Source organism: Mycobacterium leprae TN (assembly GCF_000195855.1).
GTDB classification, from domain to species: domain Bacteria; phylum Actinomycetota; class Actinomycetes; order Mycobacteriales; family Mycobacteriaceae; genus Mycobacterium; species Mycobacterium leprae.
Genome location: NC_002677.1, coordinates 450,203 through 473,498, shown reverse-complemented (window position 1 = coordinate 473,498; position 23,296 = coordinate 450,203). Strand labels below are relative to the sequence as shown.

The following is a 23,296-nucleotide window of genomic DNA, read 5'->3' as shown; positions in this document are numbered from 1 at the left end:
CGGGGCGGAACACGGTTCGTTACTTGGATACGACAGCCAGCACGTCACGTGCCGACAGGATCAGGTATTCCTCGCCATTGTACTTGATCTCAGTGCCGCCGTACTTACTGTAGATAACGATGTCACCCTCCGACACGTCCACCGGGATCCGCTTCGCGCCGTCTTCGTCCCACCGGCCGGGGCCGACTGCGACAACGGTGCCTTCCTGCGGCTTCTCCTTGGCGTTTTCAGGAATGACCAGACCGGACGGGGTCATGGTCTCGGCCTCGCCGGCCTGTACGAGAATCTTGTCCTCGAGTGGCTTGATCTTCACCTTCGCCACGATTGGAGCCCTCCACTATTTCGATCGGGCCCGGGACCTGCGTCCCGGACTGTGTTGGTAGCGGGTTCGGGACGCAGGTCCCGGACCGGCACTTGGCGGTCGGTCCAGGGCTTACCCCGAACCGACCGAATTATCAGGTGATTCGGCATTCGCCCGTACCCTCGCATCGTCGTCGCGGGTGCCGACACTGGGGTCTGGCCGACTGCCATCTAGCACTCTATACACGCGAGTGCTAGCACTCAAGGCCGGCCCGCTGCTTCCTGGCTGTTGGCGTGTCTAGCTCAATTAATCTGCCTTTTTACCACCGGAAGGCCCGGGTCGCTGGGCACATCCAACGGTGACGGTGGCGCGGCCGCAGCCAGCAGATGTGCGGCGAACGCGGCGATCATCGCCCCGTTGTCGGTGCAGAACCGCGGCCCTGGGATCCGCAGCATCAGCCCCGCCGCCGCGCAGCGCTGCGCGGCTAGCTCGCGCAGCCGCGAATTCGCGGCCACTCCCCCGACGATCAACAAAGTGGAAACGCCGAGCCCGGTCGCCGCACGCACCGCCTTCATGGTCAACACATCGGCGACAGCCTCCTGAAACCCAGCGGCGACATCGGCCGGCAGCGCGTCGGGGTGACTCTCGACATATCGTGCGACAGCGGTTTTGAGCCCTGAAAAGCTGAACGCGTTTAGGTCGTCGGCCGGCCCAGTCATGCCGCGTGGGAACACAATGGCATCCCGATCGCCGGTACGAGCTAGGTCGTCTAGCACTTTACCGCCTGGATAACCCAATCCCAGTAGGCGCGCGACCTTATCGTAAGCTTCACCGGCGGCGTCGTCGACGGTACTGCCCAGCTCGACAATGGGCGCCCCAAGTGAACGCACCTGCAACAGGTGGGTATGGCCTCCAGACACCAGTAGCGCCACACACTCGGGCAACGGTCCATGTTCGTAGACGTCGGCAGCCAGGTGTCCACCCAGGTGGTTCACGGCGTAGAACGGCACTCCCCAGGCAGCCGAGTACGCTTTAGCCGCAGCCACTCCTACCAACAAAGCACCGGCTAACCCGGGCCCTATCGTGGCGGCTACAACATCTGGCTTGGCCGAACCGGTCAGGCCGGCAGCAGCAAGCGCGCAGCGTATGGTGGGGCCAAGAGCCTCTAGATGCGCCCGTGAGGCAATCTCGGGCACCACACCACCAAACCGGGCCTGCTCGTCGACGCTGGAAGCCACCTCGTCAGCCAACAATGTCACGGTGCCATAGTCATCGAGGCAGGCAATACCAACACCGGTTTCATCGCAAGAGGTTTCGATGGCCAAGATAATCGTGCCGGGCACAGCAGAGATCGTCATTGCGCCTCCCTTCGCATGAGGTAAGCATCGGCACCGCTGGCTGGGTAGTAGCGGGGGCGTAGACCGATCCGTTCGAATCCCACACTGCGGTATAACGCAATGGCGGTCTCGTTGTCGGTGCGGACCTCCAGGTAGATCGCACCACTACCGGCGAAATCCAGCAGCTCACCCAGCAGTCGGCGGCCGACACCGCGCCCTCGGTATGCCGGATCTACAGCGATGGTGTGCACTTCGTATTCGAATGGAGGGGTGTGGCCCAAGCGGGTGATGCCAGCATAACCGACGAGCGTGTCAGCAGTGCGTGCACCCACGTAACAGTTATATGAGTTGGCCAGTTCGCGGTCGAACGCTGCAGCCGGCCATGGGTTGTCGCCGTCGAAGAACTGGCTTTCCAGCTGGGCACACCGATCGACGTCGGCGGGTGTCAACGTACCGATGACTATGGGCTCGTTGTCGGCAGTAATTGGCTTGGCATCCGGCCGACGCAAATACAACGCTACCAGTGGGATCGGGGACACCGACCAGTCAGGCACTGCGGCTACCAAGCCAGCCGGCGTCGGGTAGATCGGTTCGCACAGTGGCAGGCCGAACAGCGCCGCGTGCTCAGGCGAGCCGGCCACCGTCAGCGCGGTGCCGGGATCGACATCGGTGGGAGAGCCGACGGCAGGACCGGCGATGCGAACTCCGTCTCGATAACGGGCCCAATAAACCTCGTGGCGGCGCGCATCAGTAACCACTAGCGTATCGCCGGTGGTTCGCACACCAATAGCGTCCAGACTGCACACACCATGCACCGGAATGCCCAGCGCATGCCCGTAAGCAGCAGCAGTTGCCATGCCAACGCGCAGACCGGTAAACGGACCAGGACCACAGCCCACCACCACGGCGTCGAGCTCACACATTGCCAACTCGGCATCAGCGAGAGCGACCAACACGTTCGGCGTGAGGCGTTCAACATGCGCCTTGGCGTCGACGGTGACCCGCTCGGCGAGCGTAAAACAGTCGTGACCATCGAATGCCACGATGCCGGCCGTCACCGCCGCGGTGGCGGTGTCGATGGCGAGGACAATACTCATGGACGGTCCCGGGAACACACCCACTGCCAGGTAGCGATACGCACATCGGAGTATCTGACTCGTTCGAGACGAATGTCGAGGTGTCGCGCAGCTAGACATTCAGCTAGACCCGCACCCCACTCCATCACCACCACCGCTTCGGCGAGATCGGTGTCTAGATCCAATGAGTCGAGCTCACCCACCAGATCGGCATCGCGATGGTCCAACAGCCGGTAAACATCGACGTGGATCATCGCCGGGGTACCGAGCCGTCGCGGCAGGTGCACCCGCGCCAGCACGTAGGTCGGCGAAATGACCGGACCGTCGACATCCATCGCCACGGCAATACCCTTGGCCAGCACGGTCTTTCCAGCACCTAGCGGACCGGAGAGCACCACCACGTCACCCGCGCGTAACTGTTCCCCCAACCGTGACCCCAGCGCAACGGTGTCCTCGACACGTTCGCAGATGACCGCTCCTGATCTCAGGCTGTACTCAGCCATGGCGCTGTAACCGTTCCTTGAATCGCCGATATCGCAACGCCGCTTTGCCCGGAACAGCTCGGTTGACCAGCCGAACCAAACCGTCGTTAATGGCACCGGGCTTGTCCAGCAGCGCTAAACGGCTGGCCCCGCTGACGATGACCAGCGCCAACAGTGGCAACACGGCTGCCATTCCCCTAGAGCGTTCATCCGACGTAAGCAGGTCGTGGTCACCGCACGCAATCAGGGCCGGGACCCTGAGCAATGGCCATAGGCCAGCGGTTTCTTCGTGGAGTTCCAAGGCATGAAGAAAGCTCACCAGGATGGCTATCAAGGTGTCGTTCATGATCCGCTGGGAAAACGCGTCTAAGCCTCGACTAACCCGCAGATCGCTATAGGACGCGGCTCGCAGAATCGGACCAATCAGTGATTGTGACGCGATGCTGCCGCGGTGCATCAGCTTGGACGCCGACCGAGAGGTGAGCCGAACTGCTTCCAGAGCAGGGCTTTTCAGTATTCCTTCCATCGAATGGCCGACCAATACGATCATCCCATGCGGCGTTACCGTCTGCAGCACTGTTCGCAGATCCTGGCCCAGTTGGGTCAGCGTGTAGGTATCCAGTGCAACTTCGCTGGATTGGACGTGGCCGCAGTGGTCGTAGAAGACCATGCGCACCTGTGGTCCCCATCGCTTGCCGAACCGCTTCCGCTGAAAGTGAAAGGAGTCCATACGCAAATAGAATCCATAGGCGAAGACCATAGCCACCGGCGCTTTCACCGCTCCTTCCTCGCGCACCACCAGCGCCATTCCGCCGGAAATGGTCACCCAACAGCGACGTTCGTCGCCGAGCTTCTCGAAATCCCGATCGACATAAGGATCTCTGCATGCATTGTCGCGTTCAAATATCGATCGGAGCGACAAGGCTCCGACGATGGTGGCGACCGGGACCAGCCCGGTGCCTCCCGCAAGCCAAGGCCGGCCGTTCCGACGCCTGCGGATTTCATCATCTGTCAACGGTTTGGGCCTCGCGGTACGTTCTGGTGATCCGCCCGCGTAGACTGGTGACCACTTCATAGTGGATAGTTCCAAGCAGATCAGCCCAATCTTGCGCAGTGGGTTCGCCTCTGGCGCCGGGACCGAACAAGATGGCTTCGTCGCCTTCGGCTACATCGATTGGCCCCGGACCCAAGTCGACGACAAACTGGTCCATACAGATCCGTCCGACGCCAGGCCGGCGCTTGCCATTGATCAGCACATCCAGCCGGCCGCCCAGCGACCGGAACACACCGTCCGCATATCCAACCGGCAACAGCGCCAAATTGGTGTCATGCTGCGCAATCCAGTCGTGTCCGTACGAAACACCTTCACCAGCACGAATAGACTTCACCATCGCAACAGCGCATTTCACCGTCATTGCGGGTATTAGTCCCATATCACCGCGGGAAGGCACAGGACTAAGACCGTACACCGCGATGCCGGGCCTGACCAGGTCGTAAGCCAGGTCAGGACGAGACATCGTAGCTGATGAATTCGACAGATGCGCCACCTCGAACCGCAATCCCTGTTCGTGCGCCTGAGCGAGCAGAGCAGCAAACCGCTTGCCCTGAACGTCATTGCTGGGATTATCGGGCTGGTCAGCGTAAACCAAGTGCGACATCAACCCGCGCAGCCTTACGGCGTCTTCTACGACAGCCCGCTGCAACGCGGTCAGCATCGCCGGGTATTGATCGGTGACGACCCCGTTGCGGTTCAGCCCGGTGTCGGCTTTGACGGTCACCGTCGCCGTACGACCGGTCCGACGCACCGCATCCAGCAGCTCGTCAAGCTGACGCACCGAGGACACCGCTATCTGCACGTCGGCCAGCAGCGCGGGCCCGAAGTCGATTCCGGGTGGATGCAGCCAGGCCAGCACCGGTGCACTGATACCGTCCGCGCGCAATGCGAGCGCTTCGTCGACGGTGGCCACACCCAGCTCGGCCGCACCGGCTGCCAATGCGGCGAGGGCAACCTGGGTGGCACCGTGACCGTAGGCGTCGGCTTTGAGGACAACCATCAGTTGCGCCATGCCAGCGTGCTCACGCAACACGCGCACGTTGTAGTCAATAGCTCCCAGATCCACAACAGCTTCGGCCAAGACACCTGGCCTCAAGGATATCGGTGTAACAGCCAAAATAAACGTGCTCCTATTTAGATGTGTGTCAACTCGCTGCCGACATTTTCCCAGAACCAATGGGGCATGCCGATCCACGCGTGTCGATTACGGAGCACAACTGTATCTAATGCACGAAGTGGTCGGCGCTGTAGTGTCCGCCGGACTTGAGCTTATCCAGGGGTCACCCGAGAGCCCTTCCCAGACCACGATGCGCAGCACCGATACGTCAGTGGCATCGTCGGGCACAGTTATAGGCGGGCACCTGCCAACCGAATGTCCGGAGTTCGTGGAGGAGATCGAACTCGGTGTACCCACAGTCTCTAACGAGCAAGGAGGTATACCACCAGGATGGCCGTGCGGTGTCTGATAGTCCGATGTAACCGATCAGCTCACAATAGTCACCGACGCGGAGCTACTCAATCAGCCACCGCACCGTCAGCGACAAGGCCTGCATGACTTTCCAGTAACCGTTACGTCCCAGCCACAGAAAGTTGTAGTACTGACTAACCACTTGGTTGTCCAGGCGGGAAAAGTTCAATACGAAAGTCTACATATCGCCGCCCAGGTAGTTGACACGAAAGACTACGTCCTCGGGCAAATATTCGTTGCCGCGCCATACGCCAAATCCCACACCGGGGTAGGGTGAGCCCATATTTATAGCCACTTTACATTGATCGACATCACTCGGGGCAGCCAGGAATCCCACTTCAACTCCGGGTGCAAGCAAGGCATCCCGAACCCCCGCTGGCGGCACCGACGGACACTGCAATGTCCAAGCCATTGTCGGCTGCCAGCTTGTCCAGCGCGACGCAGAGCTCCGCGACGGGTTCGAGTTCGCCGGTGAAAGTGGCAGACAAAGATGGCCACGACACCAAGTAGTGTCCTCGTCGACGGGCCTCGATTACCTGCTCGGGAGGTGATGACGTAGCATCCTTCCTCCATCGACAGATAGCGGCTCGACATCGAAGTAACGACAGAACTTCTCCCAAACCACCTGGACCCCTGCGCCCATCCCCAGATTGGGGGTGCTACGCTGCTAACTAGCTACCGCACACCAGCGCAATTTTATGGCCAGGCAACCCAGCATCACCACCCATCCCTGGAGCCGATAATGGAACACCCCACAGGTATTGGACGGGTTGTCGTAGCTGAGTCCCTAGGCGTGAATAGAGACCGGTCGCCATGCTATACGCAGCGCCGTTCGATGGCCGCGGCCGCCGGATACTCGTCCTTGTCTAAACATGTTTTGTCGAACGTCTCGGCCATCAACTTCTTTACCTCGGGATCCACCCAGGTGGTGACGAAAGTAGCGCTAGGTTGAGCCGAGAACTGCCGTCTACCATTAGCTAGTCGTGAATAAAGCGGTACGCCGCCTCAGGATCCATCGATGCTTCGGGCAGCCACCAGACAGAAGAGGGTGGCCGATGCCGTGAACATACGGCCGGTGTAAGCTGGAACGATCAAGTCCCGGGGTACAGACGGGTGACTGGGAGATACGACGGATCCTTTACGTTTGACCGTTGCTGCTATAAGGCCGCCAGGGCAGTTCGGATGTGCGACACCATGCGGGACGCCGACGTGGGCACGTCACCAGGACCTGGATCAGCAGCCGACAGCGCTGCCGCACGCGCGTGCACGAATGCCGCGGCGGCGGCCGCCTCGGCCGCAGGCAGCCCCGCGGCCAGCAGCGCACCGATCATGCCGGACAGCACGTCACCAGACCCGGCGGTAGCCGCCCAAGACTGTCCAGCCGGATTCAGATATACCGGGCCACCGGGATCGGCGATGACGGTGACATTGCCCTTCAGTAGCACAGTGGCGCCGAAGGAATCGGCTAGCTTGCGGCACGCACCTACCCGGTCGTCGCCTGGCGGAGTCCCGGCCAATCGGGCGAATTCGCTGGCATGTGGAGTCAGCACTGTCGGCGCGTTGCGGTTGATCACCAGGTCGGGGTGAGCAGCCAGCATGGTCAGCCCATCAGCGTCAACGAGCACCGGCAAGTCAGTTTCCAGCGCGAACCACAGTGCCGCTGTCGCGGTGGCATCGATACCCAGCCCTGGCCCGACAACCCAGGATTGCACCCGCCCGGCCGCAGTTGGGGTGGCCGATGCAATAACTTCGGGCCAGTGCGCGAGCACCTGGGTATAAGCGCTACCAGCATAGCGGACCATGCCGGAGGTGGCCGCGACCGCGGCACCGGTGCACAGCACAGCCGCACCCGGATAGGTCGACGAGCCGGCCAGCACGCCAGTCACGCCTTGGGTGTATTTGTCGTCATGGACACCGGGCACCGGCCAGTACGCGGCCACGTCGGCGGCCTGCAAGCCCAAGATATCGGAGTCTGGAAGGTCAAGCCCGATATCAACCAGTGTGACGTCGCCGCAGTCTGCGAGCGCGTGCACGGGCTTGAGCCCGCCAAAGGTAACAGTCAACGCTGCGTGCACAGCGGGGCCGTTGATTACGCCGGTCACCACATCAATGCCGCTGGGGAGGTCGACGGCCACTACCGGTACCCCCGAGGCTGAGACAGTCGCAAACACCGCGGCAGCCGCCGGTCGCAACGGCCCCGAGCCGGAGATGCCCACCACCCCGTCAATAACGAGATCAGTTGCTGCCGATACATTTTCGACGATACGACCGCCGGCTTTCCGGAACGCAACCAGTGCCTTGCGGTGGACGCGATCCGGGTTGAGCAGCACCGCATCGGCAGCCGCACCGCGGCGGCGCAGGAAAGTCGCCGCCCACAGGGCATCGCCGCCGTTGTCGCCCGAGCCGACGACCGCACACACCCGGCGGCCGGTAACTCCACCGGTACGAACGGCCAGTTCACGAATGATCACGCTGGCCAACCCGTAAGCCGCGCGCTTCATCAACACACCGTCAGGCAGGCTGGCCAGCAGCGATGCCTCGGCGTCACGGATAGCCGCTACAGAGTAATAATGCCGCATCAATACTTATGGATTCCATGCTCGCGTCGTTGCGCATTTAACTACAGAGCGTACAGTTGCGCCGGATTGAAGTTAAATAAATGCACTAGCCATCACACCGAAGCGCGTGGAAAGGGGCAAACGTAGCACAGACTGACGACGATACCTGGGACTTGGCAACCAGCGTGGGAGCTATCGCAACCAACGTCACGGTGAGACGCGCACTGGCCAGCCAAGCAACCAAAACGCTTATCAATGACCCCTTCAGAGAACCGCTGGTGCATCCAGTGGATGTGGTCGGTTGGCACCCGAGTATCTAGTCGATGCCAGCCACGCATTGCCGACATCGCTACCACCCAGCGCCAGTTACTCAACGGTGACGGACTTGGCCAGATTTCGCGGTTTGTCAACGTCGTAGCCGCGAGCCTGCGCCACAGACGCGGCGAACACCTGCAGCGGGATGGTCGACAGCAGCGGCTGCAAAAGTGTTGACACCGCGGGGAGTTCGATCAGGTGATCGGCGTAGAGACGTACCGTGTCGTCGCCTTCCTCCGCGATCACAATGGTCACCGCTCCGCGGGTCTGAATTTCACGAATGTTGCTCAGCAGCTTAGCATGCAGCATCGCCGATCCCTTGGGCGAGGGCATGACGACGATTACCGGCAGGTTTTCTTCGATCAGCGCGATGGGTCCGTGCTTGAGCTCGCCGGCGGCGAACCCCTCGGCGTGCATGTAGGCCAATTCCTTGAGTTTCAGCGCACCTTCCAACGCCACCGGGTACCCGACATGGCGACCCAGGAACAGCACGGTCGTCGACTGAGCGAACCGGTAAGCCAAATCGGCCACGGGGCCCATCCCCGCGATGACCCGGGCCACCAGGTCGGGCATCGCTTCCAGCTCGCGGTACTCGCGCTGCACCTCATCGGGGTACTTAGTGCCGCGGGCCTGCGCCAACGCCAGCCCAAGGAGGTAGTTGGCGGCGACCTGAGCCAGAAAGGTTTTCGTTGAGGCGACGCCGATCTCCGGGCCAGCGCGAGTATACAGCACCGCGTCGCACTCACGTGGGATTTGGGAGCCGTTGGTGTTGCAAATCGCCAGCACCTTGGCCTTCTGCTCTTTAGCGTGCCGGACAGCTTCTAAAGTATCAGCGGTTTCACCGGACTGCGAAATGGCTACCACCAGTGTGCTGCGGTCCAGAACAGGATCCCGGTAGCGAAATTCGCTGGCTAGCTCCACCTCAACAGGCAGCCGCGTCCAGTGCTCGATCGTATATTTGGCCAACAAGCCGGAATGATAGGCAGTACCGCAAGCGACCACAAACACCTTATCGATCTCGCGGAGTTCCTGATCGCTCAATCGCTGTTCGTCGAGCACAATCCGTCCACCAGTGAAATGCCCAAGTAGCGTGTCGACTACCGCGTCGGGCTGCTCAGCGATTTCCTTGAGCATGAAGTACTCGTAGCCGCCCTTTTCGGCAGCGGCCAGGTCCCAGTCGATATGAAATGTGCGAGCGTTTACAGCGTCATCGTTGCCATCGAAGTCGCTGATTCGGTAACCATCTGCAGTGATCACCACAGCCTGGTCCTGACCAAGCTCGACCGCCTGCCGGGTGTGTTCGATGAACGCGGCCACGTCGGAACCGACGAACATCTCCCCGTCGCCGATCCCGAGCACTAGCGGGGTGGAGCGGCGCGCGGCCACAATGGTACCGGGCTCGTCGGCGTTGGCGAACACCAGAGTGAAGTGGCCCTGTAGCCGGCGCAGCACCGCCAGCACGGACCCGACGAAATCACCGGCCGTCTCGCCAGCGCAGTAAGCCTGTGCCACCAAATGCACAGCTACCTCGGTGTCGGTGTCGCTGACGAACTCTACTCCGGCGATCTCCAACTCATGGCGAAGGGAGGGGAAATTCTCGATGATGCCGTTGTGGACGACGGCGATCTTGCCGGTGGCGTCGCGGTGCGGATGCGCGTTGCGGTCGGTGGGGCGACCATGGGTGGCCCACCGGATATGGCCGAGGCCGACGTTGCCGGCCAGCGACGCCGGAACCATCTCCGCCAACACCGACTCCAAATTGGAAAGTCGACCAGCACGACGACGAACGGTCAGATTGCCCGATTTGGCACTGCCGTTGATCAGCGCGATTCCCGACGAGTCGTAGCCGCGGTACTCCATCCTGCGCAGCGCATCCATGACGACCCCGCAGGCAGGGCGCTGCCCGACGTAGCCGACAAGTCCACACATAACCCTGTCAGGGTAGTGCAGCCAGTGCAGTAGACAGGTACACAGGGCTGATCGGTGCAGTGTATGGATTACAAGTCACGTTAACCTACCGGCCAATTCGCCTTAGCGGGGCAATCCGTAATACGGACAGCATCTGCCGGTCACCAATCAGCTGTTACGAGCCAGTGCGCTACCGTCGGCAGGTGGCCCACACCCGCAAACTCTTAGCAGCCCTCAGCCGCCGTGGCCCGCACCGGGTTTTGCGTGGTGACTTGTCCTTCGCCGGTTTGCCAGGGGTGGTGTACACCCCGGCTGGGGGTCTGAATCTGCCCGGCGTTGCGTTTGGTCACGACTGGCTCACCGGTACCGCCCGTTACGCGGGCCTGCTGGAACATTTGGCGTCGTGGGGCATCGTGACCGGCGCTCCCGACACCCAACGAGGTCTCACGCCCTCGGTGCTCAATCTGGCCTTCGACCTCGGTTCGGCACTCGACATCGTGGCGGGTGTGCGGCTGGGTCCTGGCAATATCAGCGTGCACCCCGCCAAACTCGGCCTGGTAGGACACGGTTTCGGCGGATCGGCCGCTGTACTCGCCGCAGCCGGGCTGCCAGGCTTGGCCGGTTTGCCGGCCAAATCCGCAGTGGCGATCTTCCCGACGGTCACAAGTCCAGCGCCCGAACAGCCGGCCGCGACGTGCAAGGTCCCGGGTTTGATTCTGACCGCTCCAGGAGATCCGAAAACGTTGAATTCAAACGCTCTATCACTGTACCGCGCTTGGGATGATGCCACCTTGCGCATCGTCAGCAAAGCCAAAGCCGGCGGCCTGGTGGAGGGGTGGCGAATGACGAAGGTCGTCGGGTTGGCCGGTCCGCATCGAGCGACGCAAAAAGCGGTTCGGTCGCTGCTCACCGGTTACTTGCTTTATGCGCTTGGCGGCGACAAAGAATATCGCGACTTCGCCGACCCAGACATGCACCTACCTCATACGGTCCCGGTGGACCCCGAGGCGCCATTGGTCACCCCCGAACAGAAGATCGTCACGCTGCTGAAGTAACACGGCCCGACAGCGGTGAGCCACTGTCCTGGTGGTACGTGTCGTTGGTGTGCATAGGCATTGCGCTGGATCATTCGAGCGGGTTTCACCAAGCCATCGACCGCATCACCGAACTCGAAAAGACCGGCATTGACGTCGGGGCGGTGGCCGAAGCGTATTCTTTCGACGCCGCCAACCAGCTGGGCTACTTGACAGCCAAAACAAGCACCGCGGAATTGGACGGAGTACTCAGCGTGTTTCCCATAGACGCCCCCCACGCCAGCGTTGCTGGCAATGACCGTCGCCGGTTTGAATTTCGTATACGGTGGCCAAGTCCGTCTCGGGCTCAGCACGTCCAGACCGCAGGTGATGGAAGGGTTTCACGGCGTCGAGTTCGATGCACCGCACCGGGCCGCACCCCGCGATGTCGTGGAAATCTGTCGGCAGATGTGACGCTGAGAAGCGGCTGCAATACGCCCGTAAACATTATCAGATCCCACTTATCCGTGAACCGCGTAACAGGGTTAAGCAAACCGCTGCATCTCATCAATCACCCTGTGCACGAGCGTGTTCCTGCTGCGATCGTGGAACTGAGGACGAAAAAGTTGAGCTTACTTCCGAGATCGCCAAGGACCGGAAACCGATCTTTTTCTACTCCGAGAAGGCCGAGTCAGTCTGGGGTGAGGAGCTGACGGCCGGCGCTGCCAAGCGGGATCCCACACTAGGGCCACCAGAGATCCTGCTGCATGCGTCGTTGGCGATAGGCGACGGCGATCAATGATCGGCTGAACTGGACAAAACGCAACTGGCCCTTTACACCACATCGACGAAATAGGAGCCAAGAGCCACACCTTCTGACGAAACGCTACGGGCTCGACGCAGTCGCGGACCGAATACAGAAACTGAGCGGCCGTAAGCATGCGGCCATTGGCACGGTTCCGTACGATTTGGTGCACGGAATCTCGCTTTCGTCCCAAGTCGATTCATCGCCGAACACTTAGCCTCCTTCAACGAGGCTGGTGTCACCACACTAGTTGGTGAGACCTATGGCGACAGACCCAATCGAGGTCCGTGAGCTACGTCGAGAAACTCCTGTAGATACAGTCCACTTGACCCGTCACTGCCCCGCCTCCGGAGCCCGCCCGCGGCGATCTTCACGTGTGGAGTTGATCCGTCGGACAGCGGAAGCGCCTAGCCATTTTGACAGCGGCGCAGCAGCTGGCCCCAAAGTGGCAGCCGGCGGTGGTGTATCAACCGATGACACCCCTGGGGCTCGTTGACCCCGGTGATGGCACACCAACCGGGGGGATTCCTAATCGGGCGACAGCGCTTCGAACTTGTCCACCTCGGCTGTTTCTTCCCCTTTTTCGACCCTGGCACCAGGGATGTCATCAGCATCATCATCGGTGGCGTAGTGTGGTGTCCTCGTCGAATGGAGACTCGACCAACCGATCGTCAAACGCCGACAGATCAGACAGCTGTTAAACCGCCAAACCCAGCAGATCACCGATAGATTCGACGATACGACTGGCCAATCCGCCAAGGTTGCTCAGGCCACCGAGAGTTACGAAGCTTGCTGGAGTGTCTGCACAGTGGGTACGCCCGAAGCCTGACCGATTGAGGTTTTCACGCCCTAGGTGGTAGGCGTCAACTCAGTTCGGCACAGCAACCGGCGGTAAGGCCAGAAAGGCAATGGGTCGGCCAGCCTGTCGTAAAACGCTGCTACACCAGCCAGCGTCGAACTCATTACAGTCAGTCGTTGCGAATATCGTTGTCCACGTAGGGCTGTATCTTTTGGTGAACCAGCTCGTCAGCCGTCGACCGATCCCCTGCCCCGATCGTAACCGCACCGGCCGTGGCCAACCCTACCAGCCTGCTATAGTAGCGATCGTCGACGACAATGACCGCAGCGATCTTCGAACCAAGCAAATGCCACAGGTTGTCGCGTAGCGACCCACACCGCTGGGCGGCCGGTACTTGCCCATGCATTCGGTGGCCACCGTGTTTCTGGAGTCGCAACGGGCCTGTAGAAACCGGGCCACGGAGTCTGCTCTCGGGCCCCATCCACGCCGCTGCCAGCTCCGCAACCGGGGCACGCTACATCCGTAGCGCACAGCTCTGCCACGCTCACGATCGAGCGTTCGAAGGTCGAGACCGTCTTCACTGTCGCACCAATCGCGGATCTGGAAGGGGCGCAACATTAGATTGGGCTGTTTGTAGCCAAGCAACTGGCGGGGCCCGCACGTACTTTTGGCGAACCGACCCTCAGCAAGGCGCTCGGCGACGTCTAACCAGCCCAGCCACTATCAGGACGATCCGCGACGCGGCACATAGGTCAACCAGCGGCATAGCGGCCCACGCCAGCCCACAAAGCGACGCCGATCTGCGACGACCGCACACGACCACTGCGATAACTCAGCCGCCAGTCGGTCCAGTGCAGAGCGCAATGCCTCACCACGGGCTGCGTGCACTCAGCCGGCGCTGAAGCCGAAGCCGCCAAAAGCCACCCCAAGCAAGTGGTACGGTGATAACACCGTCGATAAATGCGGCCGCAACGTCGATACTGGTATCAGCAATAGGTCTCATAATCTTAATTCGACGCCCGATATCGCGTCGGGGTTCCAGCATCGGAGAGGTGACCCCTGAGCACTCACCGCTGCAGCGACTCGCGTCGCCACTCGGTGCGCGACATCTTCTTCGGCTGCCTCCACCATGACCCGGATCATCGGCTCAGTTCCTGAGGGACGCAACAGGATTCGACCTGTATTCCCCAATTCGACCTCAGCAGTCTCGACCGCCGTCTGCACTAAAGGCGCAGCGGCAGCAGTGGTTTTGTCTGCAACCTCGACATTGATTAACACCTGCGGCAACGCCCGCATCGCCGACGCGAGGGCAGCCAGCGAAGAGCTGGTCTGCACCATGCGGGTCATCAATCGCAACCCAGTGATGATACCGTCTCCGGTGGAGCCCAATGCGGGCATCACGATATGGCCGGATTGCTCGCCGCCGAGACTAAAGTCACCAGCGCGCAACTCCTCCAAGACATAACGGTCGCCGACGTCGGTTGTACGCACGATGACGCCGACCGAACGCATGGCCAGGTGCAGCCCCAGATTGCTCATCACGGTAGTCACCAAAGTGTTGGAAGACAGTTCGCCGGCTTCTTGCATCGCAAGCGCAAGCACGACCATGATGGCGTCGCCGTCGACGAGATCACCATTAGCATCAACGGCAAGACACCGGTCGGCGTCTCCGTCGTGCGCCAGGCCTAGGTCAGCACGGTGGGCAAGCACCGCTGAACGCAACGAACCCAGGTCCGTAGATCCACAGCGATCGTTGATGTTGATGCCGTTGGGATCGGCGTTGATCGCGATGACCCGGGCACCGGCTGCGCGATACGCGCGCGGTGCCGCTGACGAGGCCGCGCCATGTGCGCAGTCGACGACCACCGTCAAGCCGTCGAGCCGTATGGTGCTGGCTTTGCCCACGTGGCGCAAGTAACGTTCCGTAGCATCCTCGGCGTCGATGACGCGACCGATCGCCACGCCGGCCGGGCGCAACCCGGGCCCGCCGGTAACCAGGTCTTCGATCTGGTCTTCGGTGTCGTCGTCCAATTTATGACCGCCCGGCCCGAAGATCTTGATGCCGTTGTCGACCATCGGGTTGTGGGACGCCGAAATCATCACCCCGAAGTCGGCGTCGTAGGCACCGGTCAGATACGCCACCGCAGGTGTCGGGAGCACTCCAACCCGCAGTGCGTCAACACCCGCACTGGTCAGGCCAGCGATGACAGCGGCCTCAAGCATCTCACCGCTGGCCCGCGGATCGCGACCGATCACGGCTACCCGCCGCCCCGGTTCGCCCGAGTTGGCCAAGCACCGTGCCGCCGCCGCGCCTAGGGCCAGCACGAGCTCAGGGGTCAACTCACGATTGGCCACTCCGCGAACACCATCAGTGCCGAATAGTCGACCCATGCGGACAAACCTCTCGCAATTAATGACTCTGGCACCTATACGTGCCCATGTGTCTTTCTAGCCGAAACCGTGCAAGTTTAGCCGTCGACACACCAATGATCGCCGATCAGCGCTTGCTGTACTGCGGCGCCTTGCGGGCCTTCTTCAAGCCATACTTCTTGCGCTCAGTCGAGCGTGGATCACGGGTGAGGAAACCGGCCTTCTTCAAGGCGGGCCGGTCCTCCGGTGACGCCAGGATCAACGCCCGGGCGATGCCCAGACGAAGCGCCCCGGCCTGACCCGATGGTCCACCACCGTGTAGGAGAGCGAATATGTCGAAGTTCCTTGTCCGCTCAACAGTGACCAACGGTGCTTTAATGAGCTGCTGATGCACCTTGTTCGGGAAGTAGTCCTCCAGGCTGCGACCATTGAGATCGAACTTGCCGGTGCCGAGCACCAACCGCACCCGCACGACGGCCTCTTTGCGGCGGCCAACAGTCTGGATGGACCGCTCGAACACAAAAGATTCACTATGCTTGGCTGCTGGAGTCCCCACCGCAATCTCCACGGCTTCGCTGGTTTCGGTCACTGCGCTACCTGCTTGATTTCGAATGGAACCGGTTGCTGAGCGGAATGTGGATGATCTGGTCCGGCGTAGACACGAAGCTTGCGCTGGATCTGGCGGCTAAGCTTGTTTTTGGGCAGCATGCCAACGATGGCTTTCTCTACGACGCGGTCGGGGTGCTTTTGCATCAGCTCGCCAATGGTGCGTTTGCGCAAGCCGCCGGGATACCCCGAGTGGCGGTAAACCATCTTATGCTGTACTTTATCGCCGCTGATGGCGACCTTGTCGGCGTTGATCACGATGACAAAGTCACCGCCATCAACATTAGGAGCGAACGTGGGCTTGTGCTTGCCGCGCAACAGAGTGGCCGCTACAGCGGCAAGGCGGCCAAGCACCACGTCCGTGGCGTCGATGACGTACCACGAACACGTGGTGTCACCCGCCTTGGGCGCGTATGTAGGCACAGCGCTTACCTCCCTCTTTCGTTTCGGTTTCTACCCGGTTCCTGGATCCCAGGTATAACCCGGGTGCCGGTCAAGAAGCCCTGGCTGATTCAAGGCGGGGTTGTTCTCGGCGACCGACATTGACCCGAGGCTCCCGGCGTACCAGCACGCCAACGAAGAAGCTTACCGACGCGCATCCCAGCAGGTCAAAATGACTGTGTGGTCCCGACGACTCTCCGTTGTCGGGACCCCAACAGATCTGTTGGGCGTGGCTACCCTGCCCAAACGCCACCCGACCGACGGTCGGTGTTGGCCACCTCCTCCGCGCCGGCTCGTATCACGTTACCCAAGTCAACCAGGATCTCATTGAGCGCGGTAGCCGCCTGGTGCCACTTGAGCTGTTCAACCGGATAGACGACCACCGCTGCACGAATCCAACGCTGCTGCAGCGGCGCGATTTGTGATCTCAGTTCCTCGAGCGCCGCATTGAAGCGGGCCGGACGTGCCGTCGATTTCCCAGCTAATGGAGTATTCGATTTCGTCGGCGCTGTTAGGACAACACCGGATCCACGAGCGACCTCTCCCAATCACAGGTTGCAGTCGGCTGCGGCAATGTGGTGTGCATGGTTTCCGGGCAGCCTCGTGCAGCGCGGCCTCGTCGTGCCGAATGGTTTTCGGCGATGGTGTAGATGTTGGCAACAACCTCGGCATTAAGGAAATCTTATTGCAGCGTGGCAAGTTTTGGATTAACCTGCTGCACAAACAGATTGAGGACAGAAAGCAGCGCTCCTAGGTCATCGCATGACCACGCAGACCTTCAGACAGTGAGCTCGGTGTCGCGTTCAGATCGACAAGATTGATCTTCCATAGTAGGTCGATAAGCTACTGGATCAAAGTATTAACTTTCAGCTGCACAGCTGAGGACCGCACGCACGCATTCGAACGCAGCTGCCGCTCCGGAATTTTCTTGGGGGAGGGGGGAACAAATCAACCGATTTCACACCGAAGATGGCGTTGCCCGCAATGTGGACCTTCATATTGGAAGAAATGAAACCATCTCAACGCTGTCGATGGACAGCGTTAGCGGGGCTTGGTCGTAGCGATAGCTGATGTCGGTGACCTTATCAATCTAGGATTCAGCGATACTTAACTTTGGCGCCCTTATTCATCACCAGTCCAGTCCTCGGCGACGACACCGTGACGGTGTCAGCCGATGTGAAAGCCGCCGTGTATGAAAAGTTAAGTGAGGGCGACCAACGCGATTACCAACCCGTCCAGCAGCGACACTGTCAGCCGGTCAGTTCTGCGTCACGATCCGGCGTTTGCCATTGTCCTGTGGAAGTGTCTCCTAACTCGGAGAGGTCGAAGTTACCGAACGCACCGTACACCGCCAACGAGATCACCAAAATAATGACAACCACCATGATCAGCGAGGTCCGCACCGCCTGACCGACTACAATGCCTAACGACCCGCTACTAGCTTTATAACCGTATATAGGTATGCACCATCATCACCGCGATCGAAACCACGATGGCCTGCAGAAACGACCACAGCAAGTCGGAGAGGATAAGATTTTAAGGTACTAAATAGTAGTGGTCATATAAGCCTTTGGATTGCCCGTAGATGTACACCGTGGTGAAGTGAGCCGCGAAGGCACCGACAGCGAATACAGCAGGCTGATCGCCACGAGGACGGCGATCAGCCGAGTGGCGATCAGGTACTACGTCGCGTGCATCGCAATACACTCCACCGCGTAGATTTCCTCGGACACCCGTATCGCGCCCAATTGTGCAGTGAAACCGGAACCAATGGTGACTGCCAACGGGATACCGGCGATCAACGGCGCGACAACTCGGACATTCAAGAACGCCAACAAGAAAAGCCGGTCAACGCCTAGATACCAACGCTAACCAACGACGAGGAAAGTTGCACAGCGATTACGTCACCAGACGCCAGTGTAAGGAATGTCGTACCCCCAACCGTGCCGCCGATCATCACAACCGCGCCCGCGTCCAGCGTCATTTTGGCAACGAATCATATCGTCTCCTTGCGGTATCGGTTGGGCCCGTTCGGGATATAGCGCAGTTTGGCCGTAGAAGAAAGCCTGCTCGCCTAACTCGTCAACCGGATGCTGCAGCCTGGAAACGAAGCAGCGAAACCGGATTGGTCAGGTCGTAACTCATCCCTCGCTCACTTCGCCGAGCGCCGGACACCGATCGACATTAATGATGAACAGGCGGATGAATGCGTAAACAACAGTTTCATTAACCGCATTACCGACGCCCTTGGGCCCATCCTTGACGATCAGACCACGGTAACAGCCAACCAAGACGGCCATAACTCCGAACAGAAGCGCTTTTGATTTTGGCGAGAACCAACTCACGCAGTACTATGAGCACAGTCAACCCGTTGATGAACGCACCCAGGTTCGCGCCCTGAAGCAGGGCGGAAACATAACCTTCTAGCAAGCCGATGTTGCACACCAACTCGTTGAGCAGCAACGCAACCAGCGTAAAAGCTAAAACCCGGGCACGAGGAGCCGTTGGATCGGGTCGATCCCCAGAATCCACGTCGCATCGATTTCCTCACGGATGGTGCAAGCGCCCAGATCAGCCCGGATCGCGGTGGCACCGGAGTCAGCAACGACTAGGCACAGCTAGGTGATGGTCCCTAATGCCGTTCCGACGTCAGACAAATCGGCAGCCCCAATCTCACGTAGCAAAATATTGATAGAGTGAAACCCTACCAGGACCGTAAACGGTATGGAGACCAGCAGCGTCGGAATCAGTGACACGCGAACGATCGTCCGGGTCTGATCTAAAAACTCGCGGAATTGGGAATACCCTAAGGAAAATCACACAAAGTGTATCCAATGAAATTTCGAAAAACCGCCAACAACTCGGGCAAGAACCACAAGTTGCTGAATCAAAACTGGGCCACCCCGTCTGCTACTCGTGTGCAAAGTTTTGCGTTACCACTTTGCACGGAATTTAAATACATATGCGGCCCGCTCCCATTAACACACCATGTAAATAATGTAGCGTTTCGCCGTTAGTTAGTCAGTACAAGTCAGCACCCGGGCAATGCGGACAATCTGATGCTATTTTAGTCGCTAACGGGAACGAAAGAATAGAGCCACTCCGGTGGTAGTCCTTATCCATCCATCAGATAGACCGCGGAAAATTTCCGTTCCAGATCGCGGCCAATAAAAGTAGTCCTGCAATGGGCACTGAGTTGTATCAAGGTCCCAGGCCACAGCGTCCGCGCTGAACTGACATTCCACAGTGGGCAGCCGACGCCAGCGTCACCCGAAAGGCTGTACACGATGAACACCTGCCCATTGACTGCTGCTTGTCGCTAGCAAGGCCAAAAAAGGCAACACCGATGTCACCAAGGAAAGTATCTAACAGAGTCTGGACTGCCACTAAATCAGACACATAGGGCAACCGGACCGGAAAACATCGGACGTCATCACGTTACGTACTCGTGGACAGACAGATCGCGTTGACGCACACCCCGTACCGGGCCCAGTGCCCACGTGGCTGACAGGATGAGCGCGGTGCTGCCCGGCCCTTGGTTAGCCTGGCCCACGGGGCCTGCCAAAGCCGCCTTCGACGAGATATTGATGATCCCCGGCCATATATAATATGGAGCCCTATTTGGCTTCTTTTTTAGCGCTGGTGCGCCAGTACATTGCCGCGGTATAGGTGAGCAGGAAATGGCCACGCAGGTACACAACAATTACCACGTCCCATTCTTCGCCGGGCATGTTGAAAAGCATTCGGCCGTAAGTGGTACCGATATTTTTCACCACGGAACACAGTCCGCCCAGCCCATAGGCACAACTGACCAGCTTGTTGGCGGTGACACGTCGATTAATGTTGCCGGTCACCGCGACGGCTTTGCTACCCAGGGCGCTGATCTGGTCGATCACTCCGGAGACATCTCCAGCGCAGCGACGATGTCGTCGACGACTACAGTGGCACCTGACAGAGCTAAACCGATCGCCTCGACTCGGCCCAGTCCCGCGACCGCACCGGTCACCACCGCGACCTTTACGGACAAACCGAGTCGCGTTCGTAATGCAACCCGGCTAAAATTCAGACCGAGTTTGGGTCTGATGGAAGGAAGCCAAAGCATTTAGCCCTAGTCAACTTATGAAGATCTCTAGTTTCGAGTAAGTCTTGGCGCAGCAGCGCCGCACGTAGGCACTCGGCAATTGCCTGTTCGGCCCTAACTTCCTGGTCTGATGAAACCGGATCCGTTCTCACTACGGCATAATCCTCGTCATCTAAATCAAACACATCTGATGTGCGTCCCAAGCACACCGTATTACCCTCGCACCGGTCCACGATTACTCACACGACCTCCTTCAAGGCTAACTTCCTGCTTCCGTCAAGAAATCAATCAGTATCTAACAACTCACCATAAGGACCCAGTAAGCCTGACAAAGCGGTTGCTGGAATTCACACTAGAACGTGTTAATCAGCAAGACGGATGGATAATCGTTTACCGACGTACGGTGCCCAGCTTTGGCTAGTGATGTGGATACGATCGCTTAATTCAAAGAACGGCTGGAATGCGCATTAGATATAACCCTGGGCAAGAGGAGTTGTGTCACGAACGCCGGTAGTGCTTCACCGCATCTCATGACGTCGGAGGTCGCTAGGCGCCGAGTTCAGTCCAGGGAAAATACTTCCACCGGCAAGGTGTACCGGGAGATCGTCACGCAGATAGGCAAAGACGGGTGGCTCACCCTGAACTGACGCAGGGAGTACGGGGGCCAAGACCGCTCGCCGATGGACTCGGTAATCTTCACCGACTAAGCGGTCATCGAGGATGCCCCGGTTCCGATCCCGGCGATCAACAGCGTGGCGTCGACGATCATGACCTAAGGAATTGACGAGCAGAAGAAGTTTTTCCTGCAGCACATTGCTGACAGGAATCTACACTTCATCAATCGGCTATTCAGAGACCAATACCGGCACCGACCTGGTCAACCTGTGCACCACTATGGTGCGCGACGGCGACGACTACGTAATCAACGGCCAGAAAATGTGAACCAGCTTGATCCAGTACGCCGACGATGTCTGGCTAGCGGTGTGCACCACCCCGGAGGCTTCTAGAGCCAAAAAAGCACCGCGGCAGCTCGGTGTTGATTGTGTCGTACCACCACCGAAAGATTCTCATGGAAACCGGTGCACACCAAGGCCGATACAGATACCAATGCCACCTACTACTCCGACCTGCGGGTGCCGGTGACTAACCGGGTCGGCGCGGAGAACAATGGATGGAGATTGGTAACCAACCAGCTCAACCATGAGCGAGTGGCATTGGTGTCTCCAGCACCGATCATGATGTACCTGCGACAAGTTCGCACATAGGCGCAGAATACCAAGGATGCAAGCGGAACGCGGCTCATGAACTCCGAGTTGTTATAGCTTAATCTGGGTCAAGTGCACACCCAAGTCGAAGTGCTAAGACTAAGCAACTGGGACTGAGCTAGTCACTGAAGTTTACCAGTTGCTGATGGAGATTCTAGGTATCAGGCTACCCTGCGACAGAACTCACCAGGTGTGTTGTTACACAGTCATGACGAGCGGATGCACCGGGCATGCCTGGCCCTAACCTTCGGTGGCAGCACCAACGAAGTCCAACGCGACATCATTGGGATGATCTCACTGGGACTACTCCGAGCCAACCACGGACCTTCGAACAGAAAGACATTCAAATTTAACCATAACCAAAGCGGCGGCTGACCTCGCTGGCTTGGTTGACACCATCGTGGACACGGTATACACACCGGAACATCAACGTGAGCCAGACGGGCTCGACCAACGGGTCGATAAAAAGCTGTGCCGCAAATTCATCAATTACGACATCCTGTCCGCCATTGTAGCGAAATCCTCTGGTTGGCAGTGGACTCGGAGTTCTCGAGCAGACAGCCGTGTTGGTTGTGCGAGACCAGCGACTAGCCACCGTGCCGTATATGGAGTCGGTGGTGCTTGGAGCCGCTTCACTAGCCCGGTTTTAGCTTCGCGGACCTGCAGCAGGAGTAGGGCTCGACCGGAGGTCAGCGACGCAAAGATTCTCACCATCGCCCTCGATAGTGAGATAGGTGCGGTGACAGTGCATTCTGACCGCTCCTGCGACGGCTACCGCCTCACCGGTGTACCCACACCCAGGTCGGCTACGCTCCGCTGGCCGGCGCGTTCCTGGTTTACGCCAATGACCACAGGGCTCGGTGACCGCGCTGCAAACCAGCAGCTTGGGCTGCGTCGAACACTTAGAGCTAGAAAATTTAGCGATCGACACTGCCAGGGTAGTTGGCGAGAGTGAGGCTGTAATCTGGATCACCACCCAGTCCACCTTGGTCCTTAACACGTTTCAACTCAGCGTCCTAGCAGCGAGGCCTGCAGCTGACTGCCGAATTATATGCACGCCCGCGAGCATTTCGACTGTCTCGGTCGGCAGCTTCCAGGATGTGGCGCACGTACTAGCCTGCAGCTACATCCATGTACAAGGGGTTGCGGCTGACGCTTACCCAGGCTACGTGGTGAGTATAGGAGGACCCGCCTACGCTGACATCGAGGTTGCTAATGACCCCATTCTGGGCCATTGAAGCTGGACACCGGGTGGCACACACCATCGTGCACGTACACGGCGACGTCGGCATCGACACCGATCATCCCGTGCACTGTTACTTCCTGGCTGCCAAGGAGACGGAGTGAGCGCTAGGCGGTGCCACCCAGCAGCTACGCCAGATCGACCGTGAACTGGCAGAAACCCCTGCCTAGCTCG

Annotated in this window: 17 protein-coding genes and 10 pseudogenes; 6 read left to right on the top strand and 21 right to left on the bottom strand. The window is 59.5% G+C overall.

Features of this window, described 5'->3' with window-relative positions; genetic code table 11:
- Window positions 1-19: 19 nt before the first annotated feature.
- The 9 genes and pseudogenes from groES to ML_RS01810 form a co-directional block, all read right to left on the bottom strand.
- Window positions 20-322 (bottom strand): co-chaperone GroES, encoded by a 303-nt coding sequence (groES, locus tag ML_RS01845; protein ID WP_010907696.1) that lies wholly within the window; start codon window positions 320-322, stop codon window positions 20-22.
- Between the two features lie 281 nt (window positions 323-603).
- On the bottom strand, window positions 604-1,659 hold the full coding sequence (tsaD, locus tag ML_RS01840; RefSeq protein ID WP_010907695.1) for a tRNA (adenosine(37)-N6)-threonylcarbamoyltransferase complex transferase subunit TsaD: 1,056 nt from the start codon (window positions 1,657-1,659) through the stop codon (window positions 604-606).
- Complete coding sequence (gene rimI, locus ML_RS14875) at window positions 1,656-2,087, bottom strand: ribosomal protein S18-alanine N-acetyltransferase (RefSeq protein WP_231846764.1); 432 nt, start codon at window positions 2,085-2,087, stop codon at window positions 1,656-1,658. The genes tsaD and rimI overlap by 4 nt, the downstream gene beginning before the upstream one ends.
- A 33-nt stretch (window positions 2,088-2,120) precedes the next feature.
- Window positions 2,121-2,735: pseudogene (gene tsaB, locus ML_RS14870) on the bottom strand (tRNA (adenosine(37)-N6)-threonylcarbamoyltransferase complex dimerization subunit type 1 TsaB); the annotation flags it as partial.
- On the bottom strand, window positions 2,732-3,217 hold the full coding sequence (gene tsaE / locus ML_RS01830) for a tRNA (adenosine(37)-N6)-threonylcarbamoyltransferase complex ATPase subunit type 1 TsaE (protein ID WP_010907693.1): 486 nt from the start codon (window positions 3,215-3,217) through the stop codon (window positions 2,732-2,734). The pseudogene tsaB and the gene tsaE, both read right to left, overlap by 4 nt.
- Window positions 3,210-4,148 carry an alpha/beta fold hydrolase gene (locus tag ML_RS01825; RefSeq protein WP_414085546.1) on the bottom strand — a complete coding sequence of 313 codons (939 nt, stop codon included), beginning with the start codon at window positions 4,146-4,148 and terminating at the stop codon, window positions 3,210-3,212. The genes tsaE and ML_RS01825 overlap by 8 nt, the downstream gene beginning before the upstream one ends.
- A gap of 52 nt (window positions 4,149-4,200) precedes the next feature.
- On the bottom strand, window positions 4,201-5,367 hold the full coding sequence (alr, locus tag ML_RS01820) for an alanine racemase (RefSeq protein ID WP_010907691.1): 1,167 nt from the start codon (window positions 5,365-5,367) through the stop codon (window positions 4,201-4,203).
- A 106-nt stretch (window positions 5,368-5,473) separates the two neighbouring features.
- Window positions 5,474-6,786 (bottom strand): annotated as a pseudogene (locus ML_RS01815) (glutamate decarboxylase).
- A gap of 89 nt (window positions 6,787-6,875) precedes the next feature.
- Window positions 6,876-8,297, bottom strand: a complete 1,422-nt coding sequence (locus ML_RS01810) for an NAD(P)H-hydrate dehydratase (protein WP_010907690.1) — start codon at window positions 8,295-8,297, stop codon at window positions 6,876-6,878.
- A gap of 152 nt (window positions 8,298-8,449) precedes the next feature.
- On the opposite strand from ML_RS01810, the pseudogene ML_RS14865 reads away from it, so the two are divergent.
- Window positions 8,450-8,572: pseudogene (locus ML_RS14865) on the top strand (SAM-dependent methyltransferase); the annotation flags it as partial.
- A gap of 70 nt (window positions 8,573-8,642) precedes the next feature.
- Here ML_RS14865 and glmS read toward each other — a convergent pair.
- The gene (gene glmS / locus ML_RS01805; protein WP_010907689.1) at window positions 8,643-10,520 is read right to left on the bottom strand and encodes a glutamine--fructose-6-phosphate transaminase (isomerizing); all 1,878 of its coding nucleotides are present in this window, start codon (window positions 10,518-10,520) and stop codon (window positions 8,643-8,645) included.
- Window positions 10,521-10,702: 182 nt separating this feature from the next.
- Between glmS and ML_RS01800 the strand changes: the two genes are divergently transcribed.
- From ML_RS01800 to ML_RS14855, 3 genes are all read left to right on the top strand, one after another.
- Window positions 10,703-11,554, top strand: a complete 852-nt coding sequence (locus ML_RS01800; RefSeq protein ID WP_041323672.1) for a dienelactone hydrolase family protein — start codon at window positions 10,703-10,705, stop codon at window positions 11,552-11,554.
- Between the two features lie 273 nt (window positions 11,555-11,827).
- A complete protein-coding gene (locus ML_RS14860) occupies window positions 11,828-11,986 on the top strand; it encodes an LLM class flavin-dependent oxidoreductase (protein WP_231846683.1) in 159 nt (52 codons plus the stop codon).
- A complete protein-coding gene (locus ML_RS14855; RefSeq protein WP_231846682.1) occupies window positions 11,931-12,314 on the top strand; it encodes a hypothetical protein in 384 nt (127 codons plus the stop codon). The genes ML_RS14860 and ML_RS14855 overlap by 56 nt, the downstream gene beginning before the upstream one ends.
- A gap of 971 nt (window positions 12,315-13,285) precedes the next feature.
- Here the strand turns inward: ML_RS14855 and ML_RS01790 are convergent.
- The 11 genes and pseudogenes from ML_RS01790 to ML_RS01750 all read right to left on the bottom strand — a co-directional run.
- On the bottom strand, window positions 13,286-13,522 hold the full coding sequence (locus ML_RS01790) for a hypothetical protein (RefSeq protein WP_049769643.1): 237 nt from the start codon (window positions 13,520-13,522) through the stop codon (window positions 13,286-13,288).
- A 593-nt stretch (window positions 13,523-14,115) separates the two neighbouring features.
- A complete protein-coding gene (glmM, locus tag ML_RS01785) occupies window positions 14,116-15,507 on the bottom strand; it encodes a phosphoglucosamine mutase (protein ID WP_010907686.1) in 1,392 nt (463 codons plus the stop codon).
- Between the two features lie 106 nt (window positions 15,508-15,613).
- A complete protein-coding gene (rpsI, locus tag ML_RS01780; protein ID WP_010907685.1) occupies window positions 15,614-16,075 on the bottom strand; it encodes a 30S ribosomal protein S9 in 462 nt (153 codons plus the stop codon).
- Window positions 16,072-16,515, bottom strand: a complete 444-nt coding sequence (gene rplM / locus ML_RS01775; RefSeq protein WP_010907684.1) for a 50S ribosomal protein L13 — start codon at window positions 16,513-16,515, stop codon at window positions 16,072-16,074. Before rplM ends, rpsI begins: the two co-directional genes overlap by 4 nt.
- A gap of 251 nt (window positions 16,516-16,766) precedes the next feature.
- Window positions 16,767-17,065, bottom strand: a pseudogene (locus ML_RS01770) (WXG100 family type VII secretion target).
- A gap of 153 nt (window positions 17,066-17,218) precedes the next feature.
- A pseudogene (locus tag ML_RS18420) lies at window positions 17,219-17,787 on the bottom strand (MCE family protein); the annotation flags it as partial.
- Between the two features lie 62 nt (window positions 17,788-17,849).
- Window positions 17,850-18,678, bottom strand: a pseudogene (locus ML_RS01765) (MlaE family ABC transporter permease); the annotation flags it as partial.
- Window positions 18,675-19,424 (bottom strand): annotated as a pseudogene (locus ML_RS01760) (MlaE family ABC transporter permease). The pseudogenes ML_RS01765 and ML_RS01760, both read right to left, overlap by 4 nt.
- A gap of 726 nt (window positions 19,425-20,150) precedes the next feature.
- Entirely contained in the window at window positions 20,151-20,429 is a 279-nt protein-coding gene (locus ML_RS14845) for a hypothetical protein (protein ID WP_231846681.1), read from the bottom strand.
- A complete protein-coding gene (locus ML_RS17195) occupies window positions 20,426-20,560 on the bottom strand; it encodes a hypothetical protein (protein ID WP_269147055.1) in 135 nt (44 codons plus the stop codon). The genes ML_RS14845 and ML_RS17195 overlap by 4 nt, the downstream gene beginning before the upstream one ends.
- 122 nt (window positions 20,561-20,682) lie before the next feature.
- Window positions 20,683-20,850 (bottom strand): annotated as a pseudogene (locus tag ML_RS01750) (ferredoxin); the annotation flags it as partial.
- A gap of 224 nt (window positions 20,851-21,074) precedes the next feature.
- Here ML_RS01750 and ML_RS01745 point away from each other — a divergent pair.
- Together ML_RS01745 and ML_RS18415 are read left to right on the top strand one after the other, a co-directional pair.
- Window positions 21,075-22,254: pseudogene (locus ML_RS01745) on the top strand (acyl-CoA dehydrogenase family protein).
- Window positions 22,235-23,292, top strand: a pseudogene (locus tag ML_RS18415) (acyl-CoA dehydrogenase family protein). The pseudogenes ML_RS01745 and ML_RS18415 overlap by 20 nt, the downstream one beginning before the upstream one ends.
- The last annotated feature ends 4 nt before the right edge of the window (window positions 23,293-23,296 follow it).